Here is a 20,557-nt window from a genome sequence, read left to right as displayed (position 1 = left end):
AAATCTCGCATACTCCCATTAATATGAAGGAATGATTCACTTGTCGCACAACCGAGTCCATCGAGGTCGTCGTCCGCTTGTGGCAGCTGCGGTGGCAACGGCGCTCATGTTGGTAGGTTGTTCAGGTGCAGGTGGTTCCGAGGAGCCATCGCCAAAGGCCAAAACTCCGTCTCGCATCGTCTCGCTTTCACCTACCGCTACCGAGACGTTGTTCGCAATTGGTGCGGGCGATCAAGTTATTGCCGTCGATAGTTTGTCGGACACCCCGAAAGAGGCTCCACGCACGGACTTGTCGGCATTTAATCCCAATGCCGAAGCAGTGCTGGCGGAAGATCCCGATCTCGTGATCATTGCTCAGGACGTCAACGGAATTGCTGACTCATTGGAGTCCGCAAACGTAGAGGTCATTCTCGCACCAACTGCGGCATCGATCGACGAGGCGTACCAGCAGGTTGGAATGCTCGGCGAGGCTACGGGCCATACCGACGAAGCGGCCGAGGTCACAAGCACGATGCACGACCGGATCACGAAGGCCATTGCTCGCGTGCCGGAAAGCGTCCGTAACGCAGAGGTGTCGTACTTCCACGAGCTGGATTCGACGTTGTACACCGCGGGTAATGGCACGTTCCTCGGCGAGATTTACGGGTTGTTTGGTCTGACCTCCATCGCTGGAGACGGCGCTGACTACCCGCAGCTCAGTAACGAACAAGTAGTGTCAGAGAATCCAGAGCTCATCTTCTTGGCGGACGCTGGTTCCGACGGAGGCGTCTCACCGGATGACGTGAAGGCGCGTCCTGGTTGGTCTGAGGTGGATGCGGTGAAGAACGGCAACGTCTTCCCTATCGATGCCAACCTGGCCAGCCGGTGGGGTCCTTCCCTACCGACGTTCATTGAGTCTTTGTCCAAGATTCTGACTGAGCAGGCTAAGCTCCCTGAAGTTGCGCCTGCAACTTAGGCTGTCGTGTCGAACTAGCAGCTGCCTCGTTTCTCACTAGACAGTCTGGATCTGCATGAAATACGCGCTTTCTATCGCACTTGCGACGATTGCACTGCTGGCCACATTTGTTTTTGGCATTATGGCCGGTGCCGCTCCACTTCCAGTGACGGGTATCCTGTCGGAGCTAACTCAGGGTTTTGTCGACCCCTTGCTGGGTAATCCTGAGTCTTTCACGGATCGTCAAGCCGCCATCTTCTGGAGCATCCGCTTGCCTAGAGTGGTTCTCGCAGCGCTTGTTGGCGCGACGCTCGCAATTGCGGGCGCGGCCTATCAGGCTGTCTTCCGAAATCCTCTCGCCGACCCGTACCTTCTTGGTGTGTCCTCGGGTGCAGCGTTGTCAGTGACCGTGGGCATCATGTTGGGGATCTCGTCGGCAACTGTGCCGTGGATTGGCTTTTTCGGCGGTATACTCGCGGTCGTGGCGACCTACCTTGCAGGTTCGTCGGCAGGTGATCGCTCTGGTCCGCTCACCGTTGTGCTGGCAGGTGTTGCCGTCGCTGCATTTGCGAATGCAGTGCAGTCGTACTTGCTGCAGAAGAACTCCGAAACCTTACGACGAGTCTACGGCTGGATGCTGGGTCAGCTCGGTACAGCTACTTGGTCATCAGTTGTCGCAATGGTGGTGCCAGCCGTTTTAGGGGTCGGAGCAATATTAGTGGCGGCGAAGCTCCTGGATGTCATGACGCTCGGAGACATGGAAGCCAGTTCGCTGGGTGTGAATCCTCGGTTGGTTCGCTTCGCATTAGTGGTTGCTGCGACCTTGGCGACATCTGCTGCGGTGAGCGTTTCGGGTCTGATCGGTTTTGTGGGCATTATCGTTCCACATACAATCCGGTTGATTGTCGGCCCCGGCCACGTGCTACTCCTGCCTTTGACCGCACTATGGGGTGCTACGTTCCTCTCCGTTGCAGACATTTTCGCGCGGGTTGCATTGGCTCCAGAGGAGATTCCGGTGGGGGTTGTGACCGCTGCACTTGGCGCGCCGTTCTTCTTATTCCTGTTGCATAGGCATGGGAGGTCACGGTCATGAAGCCCGACCATGACGTAGCGATTACCACGGAGTCATTGTCGGTCCGTTATGCACGCGCGCATCGGAATGCGGTTCATGAGCTATCCATCGATGTTCCCATGGGAAGTTGGATGAGTATCGTCGGACCGAATGGCTGTGGCAAGTCAACCTTGTTGCAAGCTTTGGCAGGAGTGATCCCGTATTCAGGGACTGCAATGATTGCGGGTCTCGCTCCGAAAGACACCCGTCGTCGAACGTTTGCACAGTCTGTTGCGCTCATGCCACAGCGCCCAGTTCTGCCAGAGGGGATGATCGTCCGCGACTACGTCAGGCTCGGTCGAGCCCCGTATCGAGGTCATCACCCTGAGATTGCTGATTCCGTTCTGGATAGTCTCGACCTGTCGCATTTCGCCGACCGTCAACTACTTGAGCTCTCAGGTGGCGAGGTTCAGCGTGTTGCCTTAGCCCGCGCGTTGTCGCAGGAACCTCAGGTCCTGCTTCTCGACGAGCCGACATCTGCCCTCGACATCGGTAATGCTCAGGATGTCCTGGAGCTGGTGGATAGAGTTCGGATTGCCCGTGGTCTCACCATCATGTCGGCAATGCATGACCTAACTTTTGCAGGCATGTTCAGTGATTCTCTGATGCTCATGCAATCTGGTGAGAAGGTCGCGACAGGCCCTGCCGAGGATGTTTTGACTGTGGATCGAATCAACTCGGTGTATGGGGCGGATGTCCAGGTGTCGACGTCGTCAGGTTTCCCCACTGTCGTTCCGAAACGTAAGTAGCGCTTCTCCCGTGGAGCTACACCGGTCGCGACAGCAAAGCGTGAGTCATTAAACTGGACGATCATGAACCGCGTCATCCTTGCTTCCTCGTCGCCGTCTCGTCTCATGGTGTTGCGAGGCGGTGGTATTGAACCAGAGGTTATTAAACCTGATGTCGATGAAGATGCGATTCTCGCTCAATGCGCCGATGCTTCGACTGTCCACACCGTTGCAGAATCGTTCGAAAGCGCGAAGTCCGCAGTCTGCGCACTTGCCGAAGCCAAGGCAGCAGCCGTGGTGTCCGGTTTGGCTGCGTGTACGCAGGAAACCGTCGTTATTGCGTGTGATTCCATGCTGCTTCTCGACGGTCACCTCACTGGTAAGCCCCACACTGAATCGGAAACAATTCGCAGGTGGGAGGCGCAACGTGGCAGGGCTGCAGAGTTGGTCACCGGGCACTGCATTGTGCGATTGTCGCCAGAAGGTGGATCAACCGGAGCGCAGTCGGGAGCACCGTCACTGGCATCTGGCCAGAAAACGGCCGTGGGCATTACTGCTCAACACACCGAAGCTGTATCCACGACTGTCCGCTTTGGACAGGCATGCGACGCAGACATCGCAGCCTACGCTCGCACTGGCGAACCATTCGGCTGCGCGGGTGCCTTTACGTTGGAGGCGTTGGGTGGTTGGTTCATCGACAGCATCGATGGGGATCCATCGAGTGTTCTAGGGCTGTCGTTGCCTCTTATCCGTCGGGTCGTGAACATGTGGGATATGCCCATTTCTAGCTTCTGGAATCGCTAGCTCACGCTTGCTCGGGATAGTCCCGGGGCAGCTCGAAAGAAGCTAGGACAACGCCCGGAGCGAGGTTTCGCACTCTGGCCGCTAGTACACATGAAAAAGCGCCGGCACACCACGTGTGCCGGCGCTTTCCTTCTAGAGAGGTACCGCAGCTAGGCAGCTATAGTCCAGCTGTGGTGAGAGGAGTTACTTCTTGTTCTCGCAGCGCAGGATAGCTTCCTGAGCAACCAGTTCCTGAATGCCCATGTCCAACTCAGAGGTAAAGCCAACACACGAGCAGTTGATCTCGCCGAGAACGTAGGTGTCTTCGCCGTCCTCGCCATCTTCCAGCATGAAGTCTGCGGTCCAGATCAGTGGGATGTTGTCGCCACCGAGCTTTTCAGCGATGACTGGGCGAGCCTCAGCGAACATGTCGATGAGATCCTGCCATGCCTCTGGCTTGTCGTAGGTGTACTTCGCACCGGAGAACAGGGTTGCAGAGAAGTTGTCGCCACCTGCAGCAGGCTTCTTGTGGACAACGAAGACTGGGTGTGGACCAACGAGGAGAATGCGGATTTCGCCTTCAACAATGCGTGGGCAGAAGCGCATATCCACGAGCATGCCGTTGTCACCGATGATGTACTGGTCACAGAAGTCCATGAAGTCGCCGAGTTCGCGAATCTCTGTGTGGTTGTCGACAGCTTCGGTGCAGCGCAGCTTGGTGTCCAATGGCAGTGCGGTACCTGGAACAACCGAAGCTGCCAGCTCCTTGTCTTCGAGCTGAACGCGCCAGATGCCGGAGCCCGTGGAGCCACGGTTCTGCTTCAGTACACGCTCGCCGTAGGAGACGGAGGTTGGGAAGGTGTTGTGGAAAGTCTCAACATCGTAGTATGCAGCGGTGTCAGTTGGAACAAGGTCAGTGTCCTTGAGCTTGACCAGTGCATCCTTTGCACCATAAGCCATCATCTCTTCTGGGGTGGACATACCAACCAGGCCCGCTTCGTTGGACAGCTTGGACAGCAGTCCAAAGTAGCCCTTTTCGCCACCAGGAATGTTGCCTGGGTTTACGCGGGAGATGTAACCGTCGAAGTTAGCGGCGACGTACTCGTACAGGGCGTCAGTCCACTCTGGGCGGTAGAAGACAACCTCGGCGCCCCAACCCTTTTCCTGGATTGCCTTAACAATTGGCATGGTGTCCTTGCGGTGGCCGTCAATAAACTTGTCCGAGCCGCCCTCGACCTCGAAAACTACAATGTTCTTCTTCACTTGTTCTCCTTTGTTGCAAGTGCAAAGCGGGGCGTTTTATGGCACCTTCTGTATTTCTTGGTGGGTCGAAGGGACGCCATTACCCCACGTTCAGTGGTATCGAGCCAGGGGGTTCAACCGCGACTCTTTAAGAAAATTTTAGTCTTGTTTATATGCAGGTCGCTTAGGGAAAAACCCCGATTTACCCCCAATTGTGAGCAGTGTCCTACCGTTGTTCCTGTGAACTTTTCCTTGATTTACTTCGCGTTCATTTAGTGTCCATAGCGCACCTTATTTGCGACGATTCCGATTCCCCATCTACATACCCGCCGAGGCATACACTGAGTCCAAGGAAGTCCTGAGAGAAGGTCACTCAACTGACCGACGAAAGCGAGCATCAAATGGCGTTGATTTCTGTGGCGACGGATCGTCGTAAAGCTGCGCTCGAGCAGTGGCAGGGATTAGGTGGCGCGTCTGCGTGCGCGCTGGCAAAAAGTGGCATCAGCTTCCCTGCCGGAAAAATGGCAGAAGGACGAGTCGCTGCATTGGGGGAACTCGTTCGAGCGTTACGCCGGCAAGCTCGAGAAGGAGATGTATCGGTCGCGCAGGAGCGAGACATTGCGTCGTCGATCCGAAATGAGTGGGTAGAAAAGTTGCAAGCGAGCAACCCGGCAGAGCTATCGAAAGACTGGCGCGCCTACCTTACTGGTGGCGCAGATGAGCTGGACGAGATTCTGCAGTTACTGAACTAACGGTTCCGTCGCTACGGAAGGCATGTGAGCTGTGTCATTCTACTGTGGTTTCCGTAACCCCGTAAGCTGAAGTTGATACCGCTACGACCATTTTCGTTTTGTCAGGAGCACCGATGCCCGCACCGTTCGATCCACATCCATTGTTTGCGCAATATGCACATCCTGAGCGATTGGTCTCTAGCAACTGGTTGGCAGCTCGACTTGGTACGCCAGGGCTACGAGTGGTGGAATCCGACGAGGACATGTTGTTGTATGACATCGGACATATCCCAGGCGCGGTTCGCATCGACTGGCACCGAGATCTCAATGATCAGACGATTCGCGACTACATTGATGCTGAAGCTTTCGCAGAATTGATGCGTTCGAAGGGTATTTCACGCGACGACACCGTCGTGATTTACGGCGACAAGTCCAACTGGTGGGCTGCATACACTCTGTGGGTGTTCGAGCTCTTCGGACATCCGGATGTTCGCCTACTCAACGGTGGTCGCGATGCGTGGATGACCGAGGAACGCGACACCAGCTTTGAGGTCCCCGAGTACCCACGCACCGATTACCCCGTAGTGGAGCGCAACGATCACATGCTCCGCGCATATGCAACGGATAGTTACGACATGATCGGCAATGGCACTCTTATCGACGTCCGAACTCCCGAAGAATATGCGGGAAACCGGACCCACATGGTCGATTATCCACAGGAGGGAGTCCTCCGCGGTGGACACATTCCCACCGCTGTGAACGTCCCGTGGAATCAGGCAGTCTATCCAAACTCTCGCTTCCGCCCACTGGAAGAGCTGCAGGCGATCTATAAGGATGTCGAACTTAACGACGACGCGATTGTCTACTGCCGCATCGGTGAGCGAAGCGCTCATACCTGGTTCGTCTTGCGCTACTTGCTCGGCAAGGAGAACGTGCGCAATTACGACGGATCGTGGGTCGAGTGGGGCAACATGATTCGCACGCCAATTGCGACGGGAAGCGAACCTGGCGAGCTAAGTAGCGCACATAACAAGCCACCGCGCCTAAACTCGGCTGAATAACCTTCGCCGAATCCCCCCTTTAAGGGGAAATTAGGTGTACGAAATAACTACTGAATATGCAGGTAATTCCTTTTCGCCCATGCTCAATGCCCTGGTTTTTCCCTAGAACCCCAAGCTTGAACGGTGATCAAGCTGCAGTTTCTACCCCCGACTACACGGGGCTGACAAAAGGCAATTCCAGCAACTATGACACAATAGTTTGTATTGGGTTGCACGGTGTTAGCCGTACGTTAGCTCGCGTTCATTCGTGAGTCACTGGCTGAAACCGTAGAACCTTGATGATTGTCGCCCCACTGCCGGTCGGATGAGCCGCCCGGCAACTCACGAAAAACTGGAGGATTTCGTGTCCGAGCAGACCACTGAAAAGATTACGAAGGTTCTCATTGCGAACCGTGGCGAAATTGCCGTTCGCGTCATTCGCGCAGCGAAAGATGCAGGCATTCCGTCCGTAGCTGTCTACGCTGAGCCGGATGCGAATGCTCCGTTTGTCGAGATGGCAGATGAAGCATTTGCGCTTGGCGGACAGACGTCTGCCGAGTCCTACCTGGTATTCGACAAGATCCTGGACGCAGCTAAGAAGTCTGGCGCTAACGCAATTCACCCAGGCTACGGCTTCCTGTCCGAGAACGGCGACTTCGCTGAAGCTGTCGAGAATGCTGGTTTGATCTGGATCGGACCATCTCCAGAGTCCATCCGCGCACTGGGCGACAAGGTTACGGCCCGCCACATTGCTCTGCAGGCTGACGCACCGATGGCTCCTGGCACCAAGGAGCCTGTCAAGGACGCCGCTGAGGTCGTTAAGTTCGCTGAAGAATACGGCCTGCCTATCGCTATTAAGGCTGCTTTCGGTGGTGGCGGTCGCGGTATGAAGGTTGCTTACGAGATGGACGAGGTCGCTGACCTTTACGAGTCCGCTACGCGTGAAGCTGTGGCTGCTTTCGGCCGTGGCGAGTGCTTCGTTGAGCGCTACCTCGATAAGGCACGTCACGTTGAGTGCCAGGTTCTGGCTGACAAGCACGGCAACGTCATTGTTGCTTCCACTCGTGACTGCTCCCTGCAGCGTCGCTTCCAGAAGCTCGTCGAAGAAGCTCCAGCTCCATTCTTGACCGAAGAGCAGGATCAGCGTCTGCGCGAGTCCGCAAAGGCTATCTGTAAGGAAGCTGGCTACTACGGTGCAGGCACCGTTGAGTACCTGGTCGGCTCCGACGGACTCATCTCGTTCCTCGAGGTCAACACCCGTCTCCAGGTTGAGCACCCAGTAACCGAAGAGATCACGGGCCTCGACCTTGTTCGCGAGCAGTTCAACATTGCTGAAGGCAAGGAACTGTCCCTGAAGGAAGACCCTGAGCTGCACGGCCACGCTTTCGAGTTCCGTATCAACGGCGAAGACGCGGGCTCGAACTTCATGCCAGCTCCAGGCACCATCACCAAGTACTCCGAGCCATCCGGCCCAGGTGTCCGCATGGACACTGGTATCCGCGAGGGCGATGTCATTGGTGGTCAGTTCGACTCCATGCTGGCAAAGCTGATCGTTTGGGGTAAGGACCGCGACGAGGCTCTGCGCCGTTCCGCACGTGCACTGGCTGAGTACAAGGTTGAGGGTCTGGCTACGGTCATTCCATTCCACGCTCACATCGTTGAGAACCCAGCATTCGTTGGTGACGGCGAGAAGTTCGATGTCTACACCAAGTGGATCGAAGAAGAGTGGGATAACCCAATCGCTCCATACGCTGGCGACTCCGATGTTGAAGAGGACGAGGCAGTTCCATCCCAGAAGGTTGTCGTCGAGATCGATGGCCGTCGCGTAGAGGTTGCTCTCCCAGGCGACCTGGCACTGGGTGGTGGCGCTGGTGGCGCTAAGAAGAAGTCCAAGAAGAAGCGCGCAGGTGGCGGCAAGAAGGCTGCTTCCGGTGACGCAGTGGTCGCTCCAATGCAGGGCACCGTCATCAAGGTCAACGTCGAAGAGGGCGCTGAGGTCAACGAGGGCGACACCGTTGTTGTTCTCGAGGCTATGAAGATGGAGAACCCTGTTAAGGCTCACAAGTCCGGTACCGTCACCGGCCTGTCCGCTGAAGCTGGCGCTGGCGTCGGCAAGGGCGATGTCTTGATGGAAATCAAGTAAATCATCCCGCACAGCTCATCGCTGAGCACCTTTTGTAAAACCGGCCAGTACGCATCGCGTGCTGGCCGGTTTTACTTCTATCCACTTCCCTTCCTCCCACGAAAGGACATCCGCTATGGAGCCATTCGACCTCAACTCTGGCCGCTTCTACCTGCGTCAACTGCGTCACGACGACCGCGTCGATGATGCACCAGTACTCTCTAACATCTACGGTCGCGAAATCTCGGACGAGTACTTTGCTCAGGCTGAGCAAGATTGGTCTGACGGTACTGTCTTTCGGTGGGCGCTGTCTGAACAGACGAATATTGAATTGGTGGCGGAGGTCGTCGTCACGCGTAACGCAGATGGAACCACGGACATAGCGATTACCCCGAACGGTGACCTGGATCGTGTGCTGCCAGGCGACGATGACACGCTTGTGCCAGTAACGGTTGGCGATGCCGTGGAGACGGCACGCGGAACCGTGAGCCGGTGGGTTGCGGATGAGTTCGCTGGGTAGGCTGATTTCGTGAGGATTCCTAGCCAGTTCAAGAAAGAATTCGACGCGCAAGCTCGCGCGTTGTTCAATCCGCGTGGCAGCTCGATTGTCGCGGCGATTGACCAAGGGACAACCTCGACGCGGTGCATCCTGTTTGATCGGGAGGGGCGTAAGCGTGGGTCTAGTCAGATGGAGCATCGGCAGATAATGCCGAAGCCCGGCTGGGTTGAGCATGATGCCAAGGAGATTTGGCGGAATACGCGACGGGTTGTTGCCGATGTGATGGCGAATTCGGATTGGACGGCTCAGGATATCGCTGCGCTGGGTATTACCAACCAGCGTGAGACCACGATCGTGTGGCATAAGGACACAGGCAAGCCGGTGTACAACGCGATTGTGTGGCAGGATACGCGCACGTCGGAGATCTGTACGCGGCTAGAAGAGTCAGTGGGCGCAGAGCGAGTGCAGCGGGTTACTGGCCTGCCTATTTCGACGTATTTCTCCGGCCCGAAAATCACGTGGATTCTGGAGAATGTCGAGGGCGCCCGCGAAGCTGCGGAGGCTGGCGAGCTGCTGTTTGGCACGGTTGATACGTGGTTGACGTGGAATCTCACGCGTCGCGACGGTCGCGCTCTGCATGTCACCGACGTGACCAATGCGTCCCGAACGATGCTGATGAACCTCGAAACCTTGGAGTGGGACGAGCAGCTGTGCGAGGCCATGGGTATTCCCATGTCGATGCTGCCTGCCATTGTCAGCTCCTCTCAATACTTGGGGAAAGTGCGTTGGCAAGGAGCGCTGACAGGTGTGCCTATCGGTGGCATTCTGGGCGACCAGCAGGCAGCAACGTTTGGCCAGGCGTGCTTGGAGCCTGGCGAGGCGAAGAACACCTATGGCACGGGCAACTTCCTCTTGCTGAACACCGGTACAGTTCCACAGCGATCGGATAATGGCTTGATTACGACGGTCGCCTACCGCATTGGTGACGAACTTCCGGTCTATGCGCTGGAGGGATCCATCGCAGTTACTGGTTCGCTGGTGCAGTGGCTCCGCGATAATTTGAGCATCATTTCTTCTGCTCCCGAAGTCGAAGACTTGGCTAAGACCGTCGACGACAACGGCGGTTGCTACATCGTGCCGGCGTTTTCCGGGTTGTTGGCGCCGCACTGGCGCCCAGATGCTCGCGGTGTGATTGCGGGTCTAACGCGCTTTGTAAATAAGGGTCATTTCGCCCGTGCTGCGCTGGAAGCCACTGCGTATCAGACTCGCGAGGTCGTGGAGTCTATGAACGCCGACTCCGGTGTGCCACTGACCACTCTGCGTGTCGACGGCGGCATGGTCCCCAACAACCTCTTGATGCAGTTCCAAGCCGATATATTGGGCGTACCTGTGACTCGCTCCGCGGTGACGGAAACGACTGCTCTCGGAGCTGCGTACGCTGCCGGATTGACTGTTGGTGTGTGGACATCGACAGCTGATATTCGCGCTATGTGGAAGGAAGATTGCACCTTTACGCCAGACATGGCTGCTGAGGAACGCGATCGGCTGTTCGGCGAGTGGAATAAGGCTGTCGAGCGCACGCTCGACTGGGTGGATTAGCGGGCGCGGTATGGTGCGCCTAGCCTGCCAGTGCTAGTCCACCGAGCGCAGCAGGTAGATATCCATAATCCAGCCGTGTTCGGCGCGCAGCTGCTGCTTGAGCTCGGCGATTTCCGTACCAATGTCGCCAATCCGACCTCTGCGCAGTACTTCCTTTTCTGTGCCAAGGTACGCGCCCCACAGAATCTCTTCCTCTGGTCGTGCGTGCTCCAACCACGCTGCCCCACTATCCAGCATGACGACGCGATCTGTGTTTTCCGGGGCTTCCGCTAGACGACGTCCCGTCGTCACCAGCACCGGCTTGCCAATGCGGTTGAGCGTCGCTGCGTGCGCTGCCGTCAGGGCTTGAATTGCAGTGATTCCGGGGATGACGTCAATGTCTACCTCCAGCCCGTGATTGCGCATGCGCTCGATGATGCGCAGCGTGGAGTCGTATAGGGAGGGATCGCCCCACACGAGGAATGCGCCGGTGGCGTTGGTGCTTGAGGAGTCGTCGCAAAGCTCCGTTTCGATGGCCTGCTTGAGCAAAACGGCGCGGGCTTCGTGCCAATCGCGGACTTCGGTGCCGTATTCCTGCGGATTGCGATCGCGAGGTGGGTCGGGGACGGTGACCAAGCGGACATGTGGCGCGTGGGTGTTGATGATGACGCGGCGGGCGTCGAGAAGATCATGCTTGGTCGCGCCCTTGTCCAGGGCAAATACGACTGAACACTGTTGGAGCGCGTCGATTGCTTCAAGAGTGACGTGCGCTGGTGAGCCCGCGCCGATACCGATGACCTTCAGTTTCCGCATGGTGTTCATTCTAGATTCTGGGTGGAGGCGCGGGTTCTAGTGGGAGTGGCTGCGGGTGCTGGCAGTGCTCGGAGTGGCTGTGGAGGAACGCCGTCGGGGCGCTTTTCGTGGGCGTTTGAAAGTGCGCTAAAGTAAGCGTGTTGTTGCACAGGCAACGTGGTTGCGAGGAGCGACCAAGTTGCGCGACATGGTTGCGTAACGAAACCTAGCCCTAGTAGCTCAGTGGATAGAGCACGGCTCTCCTAAAGCCGGTGTCGGAGGTTCGATTCCTCTCTGGGGCACGCTACTTACCCCCGCCGCGGCCTGGTGTTTTTCCAGTTCGGCGGGGGTTTCACCCTCTAGGATTACCCCCACTAATGTTGCACCGTATTGGGTGAAATTGGGTCAAATGTCGTGGAAATGTCGTGGGATTCCCAGACATGAAAAAAGCGCCCCACCACAGCCACACAGGCCACGATGGGGCGCATCCCTTAGTCAGGTATTTCTTCATCCTCACCAGCCATGGTGAGCTCGTCAAGCAGCCGTAATGTCGGGTCCACCGCCTGCACCTCCGCGACGATCACCAGAGGAACAGACTCCAAATCTTTTGGGCGGTTCGGCCACTGCTTCCGCGTCCACGCCTCACGATGCGCAATATGCTCCACAGCAGCCTGATGCCGACGCGTCACATCAGTCAACCTCACACTCATGTCAGCAATCGTCGTATCCTGCACAGTCATCCGCTGCGACAGCTCATCCAGCCGAAGCTTCTGAACCTCCATAGCCTCCGACATCACATCGACAGCACCCCGTGACGCCTCCACCGCCGTATCAACCGCAGCGGTTTTCGCATCCTTGGAGTCTTTGCGGACTTTGACCCACAGGCCGATGATGGCCAGCAGCGATGTGAGAGCACCACCGGTCAGTAGCTCCCCCACTGTCTGAGGCCCCATCAGTCCTCCAACCGGTGCTCACCGATGTAATCCACAGCAACGGAGTCGCCGTCACGGCGGAACATGATCTCGTCGACAACGATGGTTGGTGTCTTCGCAGCAGCAGTCGCGGTACCAAGAGCCGGAGCGACGATCGCGAGGATTGTCTGCCACTGGGCATCACTGCCGTATCCATAGACGGTCAGGACAACGGTGACGGATGCAAGCAGCCCATACAGTGCGGTACGAACAGGACTGGTGGAATGCAACACAGCGAACAGCAATGTGACGGTCGCAACCAGCACGCCAATCACCGCTGCAGCCTGCTGCTCGTCCAGCACGCCCCAGGCGATCAACGCCGGTGCAAGCGCTGTGACCGTCGCATAAGCGACGCCACGAGTCGACGGGGCGACAGTATTACGAATCGATTCCAACATTTTGCCTCCTTCAGGCATGAAAAAAGCCCCCACCACCTTGGTGAAGGCATGAAAAAAGCACCCAGTGTGGGTGCTTACTTGGCGCGGTCGCTCCGGAGTTCCTTAAGCTCCCGCTCAATCGCGGCTTGCCTTCCATCAATTCTCTGCAACAAGGCGAGAATCGCTTCACTATTCTTCATCGCAAGGAAACTGTTCTTATCCGCGTACATGATGAAATCCGCTAAAGGTGCGGTGTGCTCCGACCCGTCCACATGCGTCTTACACGGAGTGTCCAGGGTCAGTGGTGCTCGTTCTGCTGGTGCCACTGGTGTCACCTCCCCCGCCTTACCCGGGTGGAAAACCCGGGCGAGCTGCTCGCGCGTCCCCTTGAAGGCATTTACGTCAACGGTGAACCCAGCGACCATGCCATTGCTGCCGTACTGCAGAATGTCCGGTTTACGGTCTCCCAACGGGTACGACCAGCCTGGGTGGTTATCCCCACCATCTCCGATATAAGCGTCCTTATATGGCGCGGTTCGGTTCCTGCCGTAGTTCGATACCCACAGGTGGCCAAGTCCCTGCATTGATGGTTCCCCGCCGGGCATCTTCTCCCAGTACCACGCGCCTGAATAGATGCCTGGCACGTGGTAACCACGCTTTTCCAGCTCACGCTTAGCAGCCCACACATCATCCTTGGTGAGCAGCTTCTTCTCGCCAGGGCCGATGGATTCAACATCGATCCACACACCGAGGTCGCGACGCCCGCCCATCTGCTGGTCGATTACATCAACCTGCTGGGCGATGGTTGTTCCCTCAGACGGGGCGCGCAAGTACCAGTAGGTACTGACAAGCATTCCCGCGTTTTCTGCATCTTCTAGATGAGAACGGAACACTTTATCTTTGTAGGTTCCGTCACACAATCGCAGAATTGCGAAGTCGATGCCCTCACGCTTCGCCTGCACCAGCGACATGCCGTCCTGGTGCTCACTCACATCAACGCCGTAAATCACTTTCGCCTCCACTTCCGGGATTCGATGCTTCCCTGCTCCTGGCCATTTAGCCCCAGCGAGTTTCGTCATCGGGTCTAGCCGGTCTGGCCCTGGTGGTGTCCAGGTGTAGCGGTGCCACTCCAGATGCAGGTGCGGGGCGACACCACCATTCGTCCGCGAGTCCGGGTTGATCCGCCCGATCCGCTGCCCCTCGCTGACCTGCTGGCCGAGCGTGACCTCAGGGATGATGTGGCCGTAGATGGTTTCTCCACCGCCGTTTGTGGCTGGGTGGTCGATTCCGATCCACTGCCCAAACCCAGAAGCGGGGCCGACACGTGCGACAGTTCCATCCTTCACCGCATAAATCGGTTTCCCGCCAGAACCACCGTCAAGACCGAAGTCAGTTCCCCAATGGTGCGTCCCCCAACGAGGACCGAATCCGCTGGTGACTACGAATCCTTCATCAACTGGCATTGTGACCATTGCTCACCCCTTACATGAGAAAACCCCCGCCATGTAGGCAGGGGCTGGGTTTATTTACTGCTTCTGGACCCACTTGTGCGTGCCCGGCTGATTAGGGTTGTCGGACGGCGCCCACTCGCCCTCGCCGTACTCAGAGGAAATGACGTAGGTTACATTTACAATGTCAATTGCCCATTCCCCCTCGCCGGGGTCAGCCGGGGACAACACATTAATATTCCACTCTCCCTGCCCAGATAGAATCGTTGTGGCGATCGTGTCCGGCCCCTGCATGTTCGTGAATACATGCTGCACAACCTTATTGGTTGCCGCTGGTAGGCCCATGATGATCGCGCCGTCCCGCAGTCGGAAGCCGGCGTCTCCTGTGTCCACTAGCTGAATGCTGACTGTTTTGTCTGTGGCAAAGGCGTTAAGTATCACCGTGCCTCCCGCGACCGGGTTTCCGAAGTTCATATCCGATACGGTCAACGTGTCCACGTCAACCACGACCTGCGCTGAACCACCGCCCGATGCCGGTTGATTTTCCAGCGTGGTGACTCGATTAGCCACCTCGTTGACGGTTTCCACGGTCGCAAAACCAGACAGGTCAACCCCGCCAGCCTCGGCTGCCTCCAGCGCCTCCACACGAGCTAGCAGTGATGCCCACAGGGCGTGTTCAAACTCTGGTGCCTGCGACCCCAACAGGTCAAACAAATCATGCGTACCCTCATCAGGCACAACCAGCGGGAAGCTCTTGGTTACGCAGCCGACCTGCACGTTTGCGCGAACCTCGCCAGGTGGAACCTCCACCGACGACACGCCATCAACGATGCTGACGTTCATGGACGATGGGACAATGTCGGGGTCGCCGAGTCGCCACTCCTCCAGGGTAAACGTGAGTGTACCTTCGGGTTTTGACCCATCCAGGTTCTGTAGGTTAACAGTAATCGTTGTCATTAGCCCTCCTTGGGCATGAGAAAACCCCCACCATGTAGGCAGGGGCTAGGTTTGTTTACTGTGCCTGATACAGGCTTGCGACCGCATCAGGTCGCCAGTGGTCAGCGCTCGTATGAGCCTGTAGCACCAGGTAGACAGTGCCGCCATTGTAGGCGACAAGGTCCCCAGCGTTATATGTCACTCCAGCAGACCATTCAGGCACAGCCGGTTCAGCCGGGGCTTCCGGTTCGGTTGGCTCATCAGGTTCAGGCTCAGGTGGGGTCAGCGAATCCGTAATATCCAGCCAAATGAAATCGTAAACACCCGTACCACCCGGCTCCCACGAATTCAGGCCACTAGTCATCGACTCCCACACGCGACCGTTATGCCTCACTCTATTCCCGAACGTATACATCAACGCATGGATAGTCCCCGGATTCTTCCAGGCTGGGTACGCATCAATGTTGTACTTATCCGCCTCATCCACCGGCGGTGCAGGTGACTCGACCACACCATCAGCGCGCATCTCATCCAAAAACTCGGCCTTAGCAGCATCGTCTTTCCTGCGCTGAGTCTCAGTGATGTTCACCCATCTTTTGAACTCCTGAAAAGCATCATCAGACAGTTTCTGCACATCTTCTCGAATCGTCATAGCAACTCCTACCCAACACCTTCGAGCGGAGCCAACTCGCCCGTCCGGTTGTCATGCAAAATCGCGGTAACATTCGTATAGCGGATACCACCATCCAAATATCTCCTACGCCCCGTCTTTGCGCGGAACCTCAAAAACACAAACTGTGCATCATCAGCCCACTCCGGAGACTTCTCGGGCACCGTCACGGGAAACGTAAAATGCAAAGTCGCAGCATTCGTACCATGAGGCAAATCCACCTGATGGGTATAAGTACTACGGCCAATCTCAACATTCGGGCTGGATGTTGTCACATCGACAAAAAGGTTCGTCTCATCATCAGCCCCCAACCCCTTAGCAGCCGAGGTGCCCCTCGCATGCACCATTCCGGAAACAATCCAGGTGCCAGGAGAATCCAAATAGACGAGGCCGTTTAACAGACGCGCGCCCTTAGATACGCCTTCCACTGCATCAAACGGCAAAGTGACCGTATTTCCAGCAGATGTATTCTCAATATTCCTTGACATAGTTGCTTTGATGAACCCCGGAACGCCCGCAAGCGCGATCTCCGCCCGCAACCGATCCTCCAACGCAGCCTGCTCGGCATCAAAGTTATTCACTTGATCGGCCATCTCCGCAAGCTGGGAATCAATCGCAGCCTGATCCATCCGGTATGCGTCAGCCACCGTCTGCATATCCGCAGATGGAGCCTCGCCCCGGAAGATTGCGGACAACCCGTCAATCAGTGGATTCTTCGCAGTCGCCTCGATTCGCTCACGCAAATCCGACGCCATGCCCTCAAACACAGTGCCGACCGTGGTCTGGCCGGTAAATACACCACGCAAATCAGTGGCGAACTGAGTCATCCCAGACGACACACGCTGACCTACAGAATCCCAAAAATCACCAGCAACATCAGGCAACCACGACGTGCGAGAGTCCAAAGGACCAAGAAGCTGCCTATTCAATTCCGATGCACCACGAGACACCGCAGGAGCACCAACCCCGGTCGCAAACTGCCCAACAGCACCCTCCGACCGAAGATCCTCCCCCACACCCAGACGCTCCAACATCACGCCCCCTCAACACGAACAGGCGTCACATTAACCCGCAAGTACGCCCGCTCCTTACGCGTCTGCAACGTAATCGCAGACAACGACTCCACACGACGCGCAATCAAATAAATCACCGCTTCTCGACCAGGCTGCACAACCGACGACGAATCATTAAACGACGCCGTCTCATCAGCCGCCGGCATCAACTGACGAGGCACCCAATCACCCAAAACCCCATCAGACTCCGGACCAGCACCCAACGCCAACAACGGACCAGACACCGCATTCAACCGCGCCTCAATATCAATTCGCACCATGATGCCGTCCACCTTCGCGTCCACCATGCCGAACACCTCAGGCTCCCACGGATACGCCTGCGGAGGGATCGTCAACTTCGTGATCTCCACATAATCACCGCGCCACCCAACGCCCGTATTCACTGCCTCCCAGTCACTATCGGCGCCATACTTCTTCACGGTTCCCGCAGCGATCTGCGGCTTCGCAGGACCCCAATCCCCATCAGCACGCATCGTCAACACATCACCGACAACAGCAGGCACCCCACCATCGTCATAGTCAACCGCGCTACTAATCGACGCCGAGTCTCCGGTCTCACCCTTCTGCCCTGGCACACCCTGCTGTCCCCGCGGAATAGTGAAATCGAAAATGACGGTCCCATCCACGTCCTGCCGGGTCGCAACACCAGGCACCTCGTCCACATGGATCTCACCCACGCGCACAGCAGGAGCAGGGCCAATAGGACCGCGCGCACCAAGATAATTCTCCAACGGCACCAAGTCATACCCATTGAACTGGTACACCGTGGTGGAACCCTTGATAGGCCACATCCACCCAACATCTTCAACACCAAGCGCCCCAGGGTTCGGCAACTCCGCCACCGTTACCGGAGCATGGAACCGAGGTGGAACGCCATCCCGACCAGGATCACCTTGGTCCCCCTTGATCGCCGGGATATCAGTAGTGATGGTGTTACCACCTTCCATCACCAGCACACCTCGCTGGGTGGAGCGAATATCCCACTGGTCCTTCAACTGCAGACGCAGCTCAGCGGGCATCTTAAACTCGACCATATTTGCTTCTCCTTTAGTACTTCAGGGACAGGGCATTGACCATCGTCAGCGCCCCAGATGCGATCCGCCGAGCCTGCTCACCAGGAGCCACCACCGGCGGGGTACCAATGCTTGTTTTCGTCACCTCGCCGTCCTCTCGGGAAACACCCAAGTCAACCCTCGTCACGGGGCCGACATATAATTCACCGTCCATGTGCCACCACCCCGCGGCATCACCGATGTCGTAGTCCTCCCCGAACCGCCACGGCATGCCATCCATCACAGTCAATTCGGTAAACGTCTGCGGAGCAGCCTCAAACAATGCGGTGCGAGCGGTCTGCATCGCATCGAGCGTGAGCGCCGCCGACGTTGATTGGAAGGTCTCGGGGATAGCCTCAGGACCAACAGACAACAACGTCTGCCAGTCCACAGTCCGCTGGTATGTTCCAACGCGATTCGTCAGAGCCTTACCAACGATTCCGCCAAGCCCCGGCATCACAATTCCCATGCCAGCCAGCAGCCGAGTAACCGCCAGCTCAGAACCATCCTGGATCAACGTATTCAACCAGTCAGGGGCCGCACCTCCAACCACTGCTGCAGCAGCAGTCGGGTGCTGGTTATCCACCACAGCGTCTAGAACACCGCCACAGTCCTGCTGCCAAATCACCGACGGCACGGGCTTACCGTTAATCAGCTCATCCCACCGTTTCGACAGATGCCGAGACGAACCCTGAGCAATCCACCCGACGGCATCGCCAACAAAAGTCGCTAACTCACGAGCAAGGGACGAGAAGATAGTGTGACCACCGCCAACCCCATACATCCACGGGGCTTGCACACAATCGATAACGATTCGCGGCGTGGTGTGGATCCACAGCGGGTGCGGTTTCGGGTCGCCCGGAAGCCACTGGCGAACCCGAAGCCTCCACCCTTGGGCATCCTTCAGCATCTCATCTGCCAACTGCGATACCGGCTCCATTGCTACCGCCCAGGTGCGCCACGGTGAACCATCAAAAATGGGGTTCACTGGAAGCACATCGATCGGGATGCCTAGCTGACGATGGGGTCTCTGCAGACGCTGCACATTCATCGCAATAGTGCCCAACAGGCCCGTGACCACCGGACCCGTGAACACGGCTTTGCGCAAAACCTGCGCCCACTCAATACCAATCAACGGCTCTGGGTACACCAGCAAACCGTCAAGAATCTTTTCCACGCCGACACACTCAACGTCGACACGCCAGTCAGAACCAACACCGTGATCACGAGTGGTAAACACACGACCATCCCAATGGATGTCCCCGTACCAAACACGGACACGCACCAGAAGCTTCCGGCACTTCCGCACCAAGGCAGCAAGTGGATCATTCCCGCGGATCGTAAACACAGCCTGCCCGCGAGAAGACCATCGAACATCCACCTTCTCCCACGCACCAACCGTGCCTGCATACCCCTCACGAGTCCACAAATCGATCCGAGTAACCGGGGGAACACGCAAACGAAACGCAGCCTGCATCGCCAACTGCGCCTGATCAACATCTAACGGAGTCATCGTCACCACGGGCGTCGCCTCCTCGGCTGCAACTGCACAACAGCAGACGTCACACCAGGGATACCGCCCTCAACACGGAGCTTGTCAACACGCCAATACTGATGCGGAAGAACCTGGTACAGCGGGCGCTGCCCGCCCAACCAACGATGAGCATTCTCCCGCATATCCGACACTGCCAGCCGCTGCATCGGATCACCGGTAAGAACCATCGTCTCCCCGGGAAACAACACAACCGTCGTCTGACCGTCTACAAGAATCTGCCCCATGCGCAGCAAATCCTTCAACCACTCCGGCAACAAATCCAGCACCCACCCCTCAAGGCCCTTAAAGTCCTTTGGGGCAATATCCGGGATAGTGAAAACACCTGGACCCCGTAGTGTCCACACGGGCCACTCCGGAAGATCACCAAAGTTCCACAACTCAGGCGACGGATCCCAACCTCGACCCTCAACCCAGGTACGAACAACCTCCGGGGCAGCGTAGTGCGACTGCTCCGACACCAACGGAATGAGATAGTCCTGCTCCTGAGAAATCGCGTCGTCATAGCGCACGTCTGCCACCACTGGCTTATCTTCCATCCGCACATCCAGCCACACCGTCCCAGATGGGCTGTTGATGTATAGCCGCGATGGTGTGTGAAAGTCGATGTCGGAGAAAAACTCATCCCGCACCACCTCAAACGATTTGGTGCGAGTGGCGTGCATCGTCACCGGAAGCTGGAACCTCCGTGGCTCTGCAACCGCGCCGAGCCACATGGCGCCATGCATCTGCGCCGGAGAAAACCACTGGTGAGACACAGTGGGCTCTTGGAAATCAGCCCACCCTTCGGCCACAGCAACGCCCTGCTCGTTTGATTGCGCAGTCGGCCAATCCGACAGATGCCACGCCCGCTCCGGCAAATTCGCCGCAGCCCCGGGACCGGCCAACACAACATTGGCAGCCCCATCAGGAAACATC

20 protein-coding genes and 1 tRNA gene are annotated in these 20,557 nt (G+C 57.2%); 10 read left to right on the top strand and 11 right to left on the bottom strand.

What is annotated here, in order from left to right; genetic code table 11:
• Nucleotides 1-31 precede the first annotated feature (31 nt).
• The 4 genes from WG938_RS07035 to WG938_RS07020 all read left to right on the top strand — a co-directional run bounded on the left by WG938_RS07035 (nucleotide 32) and on the right by WG938_RS07020 (nucleotide 3,577).
• On the top strand, nucleotides 32-955 hold the full coding sequence (locus WG938_RS07035; RefSeq protein WP_339979100.1) for an ABC transporter substrate-binding protein: 924 nt from the start codon (nucleotides 32-34) through the stop codon (nucleotides 953-955).
• A 55-nt stretch (nucleotides 956-1,010) separates the two neighbouring features.
• On the top strand, nucleotides 1,011-2,027 hold the full coding sequence (locus WG938_RS07030; RefSeq protein WP_339979098.1) for a FecCD family ABC transporter permease: 1,017 nt from the start codon (nucleotides 1,011-1,013) through the stop codon (nucleotides 2,025-2,027).
• Nucleotides 2,024-2,794 carry an ABC transporter ATP-binding protein gene (locus WG938_RS07025; protein WP_339979095.1) on the top strand — a complete coding sequence of 257 codons (771 nt, stop codon included), beginning with the start codon at nucleotides 2,024-2,026 and terminating at the stop codon, nucleotides 2,792-2,794. Before WG938_RS07030 ends, WG938_RS07025 begins: the two co-directional genes overlap by 4 nt.
• Nucleotides 2,795-2,857: 63 nt before the next feature.
• A complete protein-coding gene (locus tag WG938_RS07020) occupies nucleotides 2,858-3,577 on the top strand; it encodes a nucleoside triphosphate pyrophosphatase (RefSeq protein WP_339979093.1) in 720 nt (239 codons plus the stop codon).
• Nucleotides 3,578-3,760: 183 nt separating this feature from the next.
• Here WG938_RS07020 and WG938_RS07015 read toward each other — a convergent pair whose 3' ends face one another.
• Nucleotides 3,761-4,819, bottom strand: coding sequence for a Cj0069 family protein (locus tag WG938_RS07015; RefSeq protein ID WP_339979091.1), 1,059 nt, complete (start codon nucleotides 4,817-4,819; stop codon nucleotides 3,761-3,763).
• Between the two features lie 380 nt (nucleotides 4,820-5,199).
• Between WG938_RS07015 and WG938_RS07010 the strand changes: the two genes are divergently transcribed.
• The 5 genes from WG938_RS07010 (at nucleotide 5,200) to glpK (ending at nucleotide 10,789) form a co-directional block, all read left to right on the top strand.
• On the top strand, nucleotides 5,200-5,550 hold the full coding sequence (locus WG938_RS07010; RefSeq protein ID WP_339979088.1) for a hypothetical protein: 351 nt from the start codon (nucleotides 5,200-5,202) through the stop codon (nucleotides 5,548-5,550).
• Nucleotides 5,551-5,663: 113 nt separating this feature from the next.
• Nucleotides 5,664-6,590, top strand: a complete 927-nt coding sequence (locus WG938_RS07005; RefSeq protein ID WP_339979085.1) for a sulfurtransferase — start codon at nucleotides 5,664-5,666, stop codon at nucleotides 6,588-6,590.
• Nucleotides 6,591-6,894: 304 nt separating this feature from the next.
• On the top strand, nucleotides 6,895-8,712 hold the full coding sequence (locus WG938_RS07000) for an acetyl/propionyl/methylcrotonyl-CoA carboxylase subunit alpha (RefSeq protein ID WP_339979083.1): 1,818 nt from the start codon (nucleotides 6,895-6,897) through the stop codon (nucleotides 8,710-8,712).
• Between the two features lie 115 nt (nucleotides 8,713-8,827).
• The gene (locus WG938_RS06995; RefSeq protein WP_339979080.1) at nucleotides 8,828-9,211 is read left to right on the top strand and encodes a hypothetical protein; all 384 of its coding nucleotides are present in this window, start codon (nucleotides 8,828-8,830) and stop codon (nucleotides 9,209-9,211) included.
• Between the two features lie 60 nt (nucleotides 9,212-9,271).
• The gene (gene glpK, locus WG938_RS06990; protein ID WP_339979638.1) at nucleotides 9,272-10,789 is read left to right on the top strand and encodes a glycerol kinase GlpK; all 1,518 of its coding nucleotides are present in this window, start codon (nucleotides 9,272-9,274) and stop codon (nucleotides 10,787-10,789) included.
• Nucleotides 10,790-10,822: 33 nt separating this feature from the next.
• Here the strand turns inward: glpK and cobF are convergent, their stop codons facing one another.
• Nucleotides 10,823-11,581: a precorrin-6A synthase (deacetylating) gene (gene cobF / locus WG938_RS06985; RefSeq protein WP_339979078.1), complete on the bottom strand. Its 759-nt coding sequence runs from the start codon at nucleotides 11,579-11,581 to the stop codon at nucleotides 10,823-10,825.
• A 208-nt stretch (nucleotides 11,582-11,789) separates the two neighbouring features.
• On the opposite strand from cobF, the gene WG938_RS06980 reads away from it, so the two are divergent.
• A tRNA-Arg gene (locus WG938_RS06980) sits at nucleotides 11,790-11,862 on the top strand.
• A gap of 189 nt (nucleotides 11,863-12,051) precedes the next feature.
• Here the strand turns inward: WG938_RS06980 and WG938_RS06975 are convergent.
• The 9 genes from WG938_RS06975 to WG938_RS06935 form a co-directional block, all read right to left on the bottom strand.
• Nucleotides 12,052-12,513, bottom strand: coding sequence for a hypothetical protein (locus tag WG938_RS06975; RefSeq protein WP_339979075.1), 462 nt, complete (start codon nucleotides 12,511-12,513; stop codon nucleotides 12,052-12,054).
• Nucleotides 12,513-12,929, bottom strand: a complete 417-nt coding sequence (locus tag WG938_RS06970; RefSeq protein WP_339979073.1) for a phage holin — start codon at nucleotides 12,927-12,929, stop codon at nucleotides 12,513-12,515. Before WG938_RS06970 ends, WG938_RS06975 begins: the two co-directional genes overlap by 1 nt.
• 74 nt (nucleotides 12,930-13,003) lie before the next feature.
• Nucleotides 13,004-14,380 (bottom strand): GH25 family lysozyme, encoded by a 1,377-nt coding sequence (locus WG938_RS06965; protein ID WP_339979070.1) that lies wholly within the window; start codon nucleotides 14,378-14,380, stop codon nucleotides 13,004-13,006.
• 54 nt (nucleotides 14,381-14,434) lie between these two features.
• Entirely contained in the window at nucleotides 14,435-15,313 is an 879-nt protein-coding gene (locus WG938_RS06960; RefSeq protein WP_339979068.1) for a hypothetical protein, read from the bottom strand.
• A 55-nt stretch (nucleotides 15,314-15,368) separates the two neighbouring features.
• Entirely contained in the window at nucleotides 15,369-15,944 is a 576-nt protein-coding gene (locus tag WG938_RS06955; protein WP_339979064.1) for a carbohydrate-binding protein, read from the bottom strand.
• Nucleotides 15,945-15,952: 8 nt separating this feature from the next.
• Nucleotides 15,953-16,996, bottom strand: a complete 1,044-nt coding sequence (locus tag WG938_RS06950) for a hypothetical protein (protein ID WP_339979062.1) — start codon at nucleotides 16,994-16,996, stop codon at nucleotides 15,953-15,955.
• Nucleotides 16,996-18,069: a hypothetical protein gene (locus WG938_RS06945; RefSeq protein WP_339979060.1), complete on the bottom strand. Its 1,074-nt coding sequence runs from the start codon at nucleotides 18,067-18,069 to the stop codon at nucleotides 16,996-16,998. The genes WG938_RS06950 and WG938_RS06945 overlap by 1 nt, the downstream gene beginning before the upstream one ends.
• A gap of 13 nt (nucleotides 18,070-18,082) precedes the next feature.
• Nucleotides 18,083-19,600, bottom strand: a complete 1,518-nt coding sequence (locus WG938_RS06940) for a Gp37-like protein (RefSeq protein WP_445292909.1) — start codon at nucleotides 19,598-19,600, stop codon at nucleotides 18,083-18,085.
• 2 nt (nucleotides 19,601-19,602) lie between these two features.
• Nucleotides 19,603-20,556 (bottom strand): hypothetical protein, encoded by a 954-nt coding sequence (locus tag WG938_RS06935; protein WP_339979056.1) that lies wholly within the window; start codon nucleotides 20,554-20,556, stop codon nucleotides 19,603-19,605.
• Nucleotide 20,557 lies beyond the last annotated feature (1 nt).

This window comes from Corynebacterium sp. H113, from assembly GCF_037572315.1.
Lineage (GTDB): Bacteria > Actinomycetota > Actinomycetes > Mycobacteriales > Mycobacteriaceae > Corynebacterium.
This window is presented reverse-complemented; position numbering and strand designations above follow the sequence as displayed.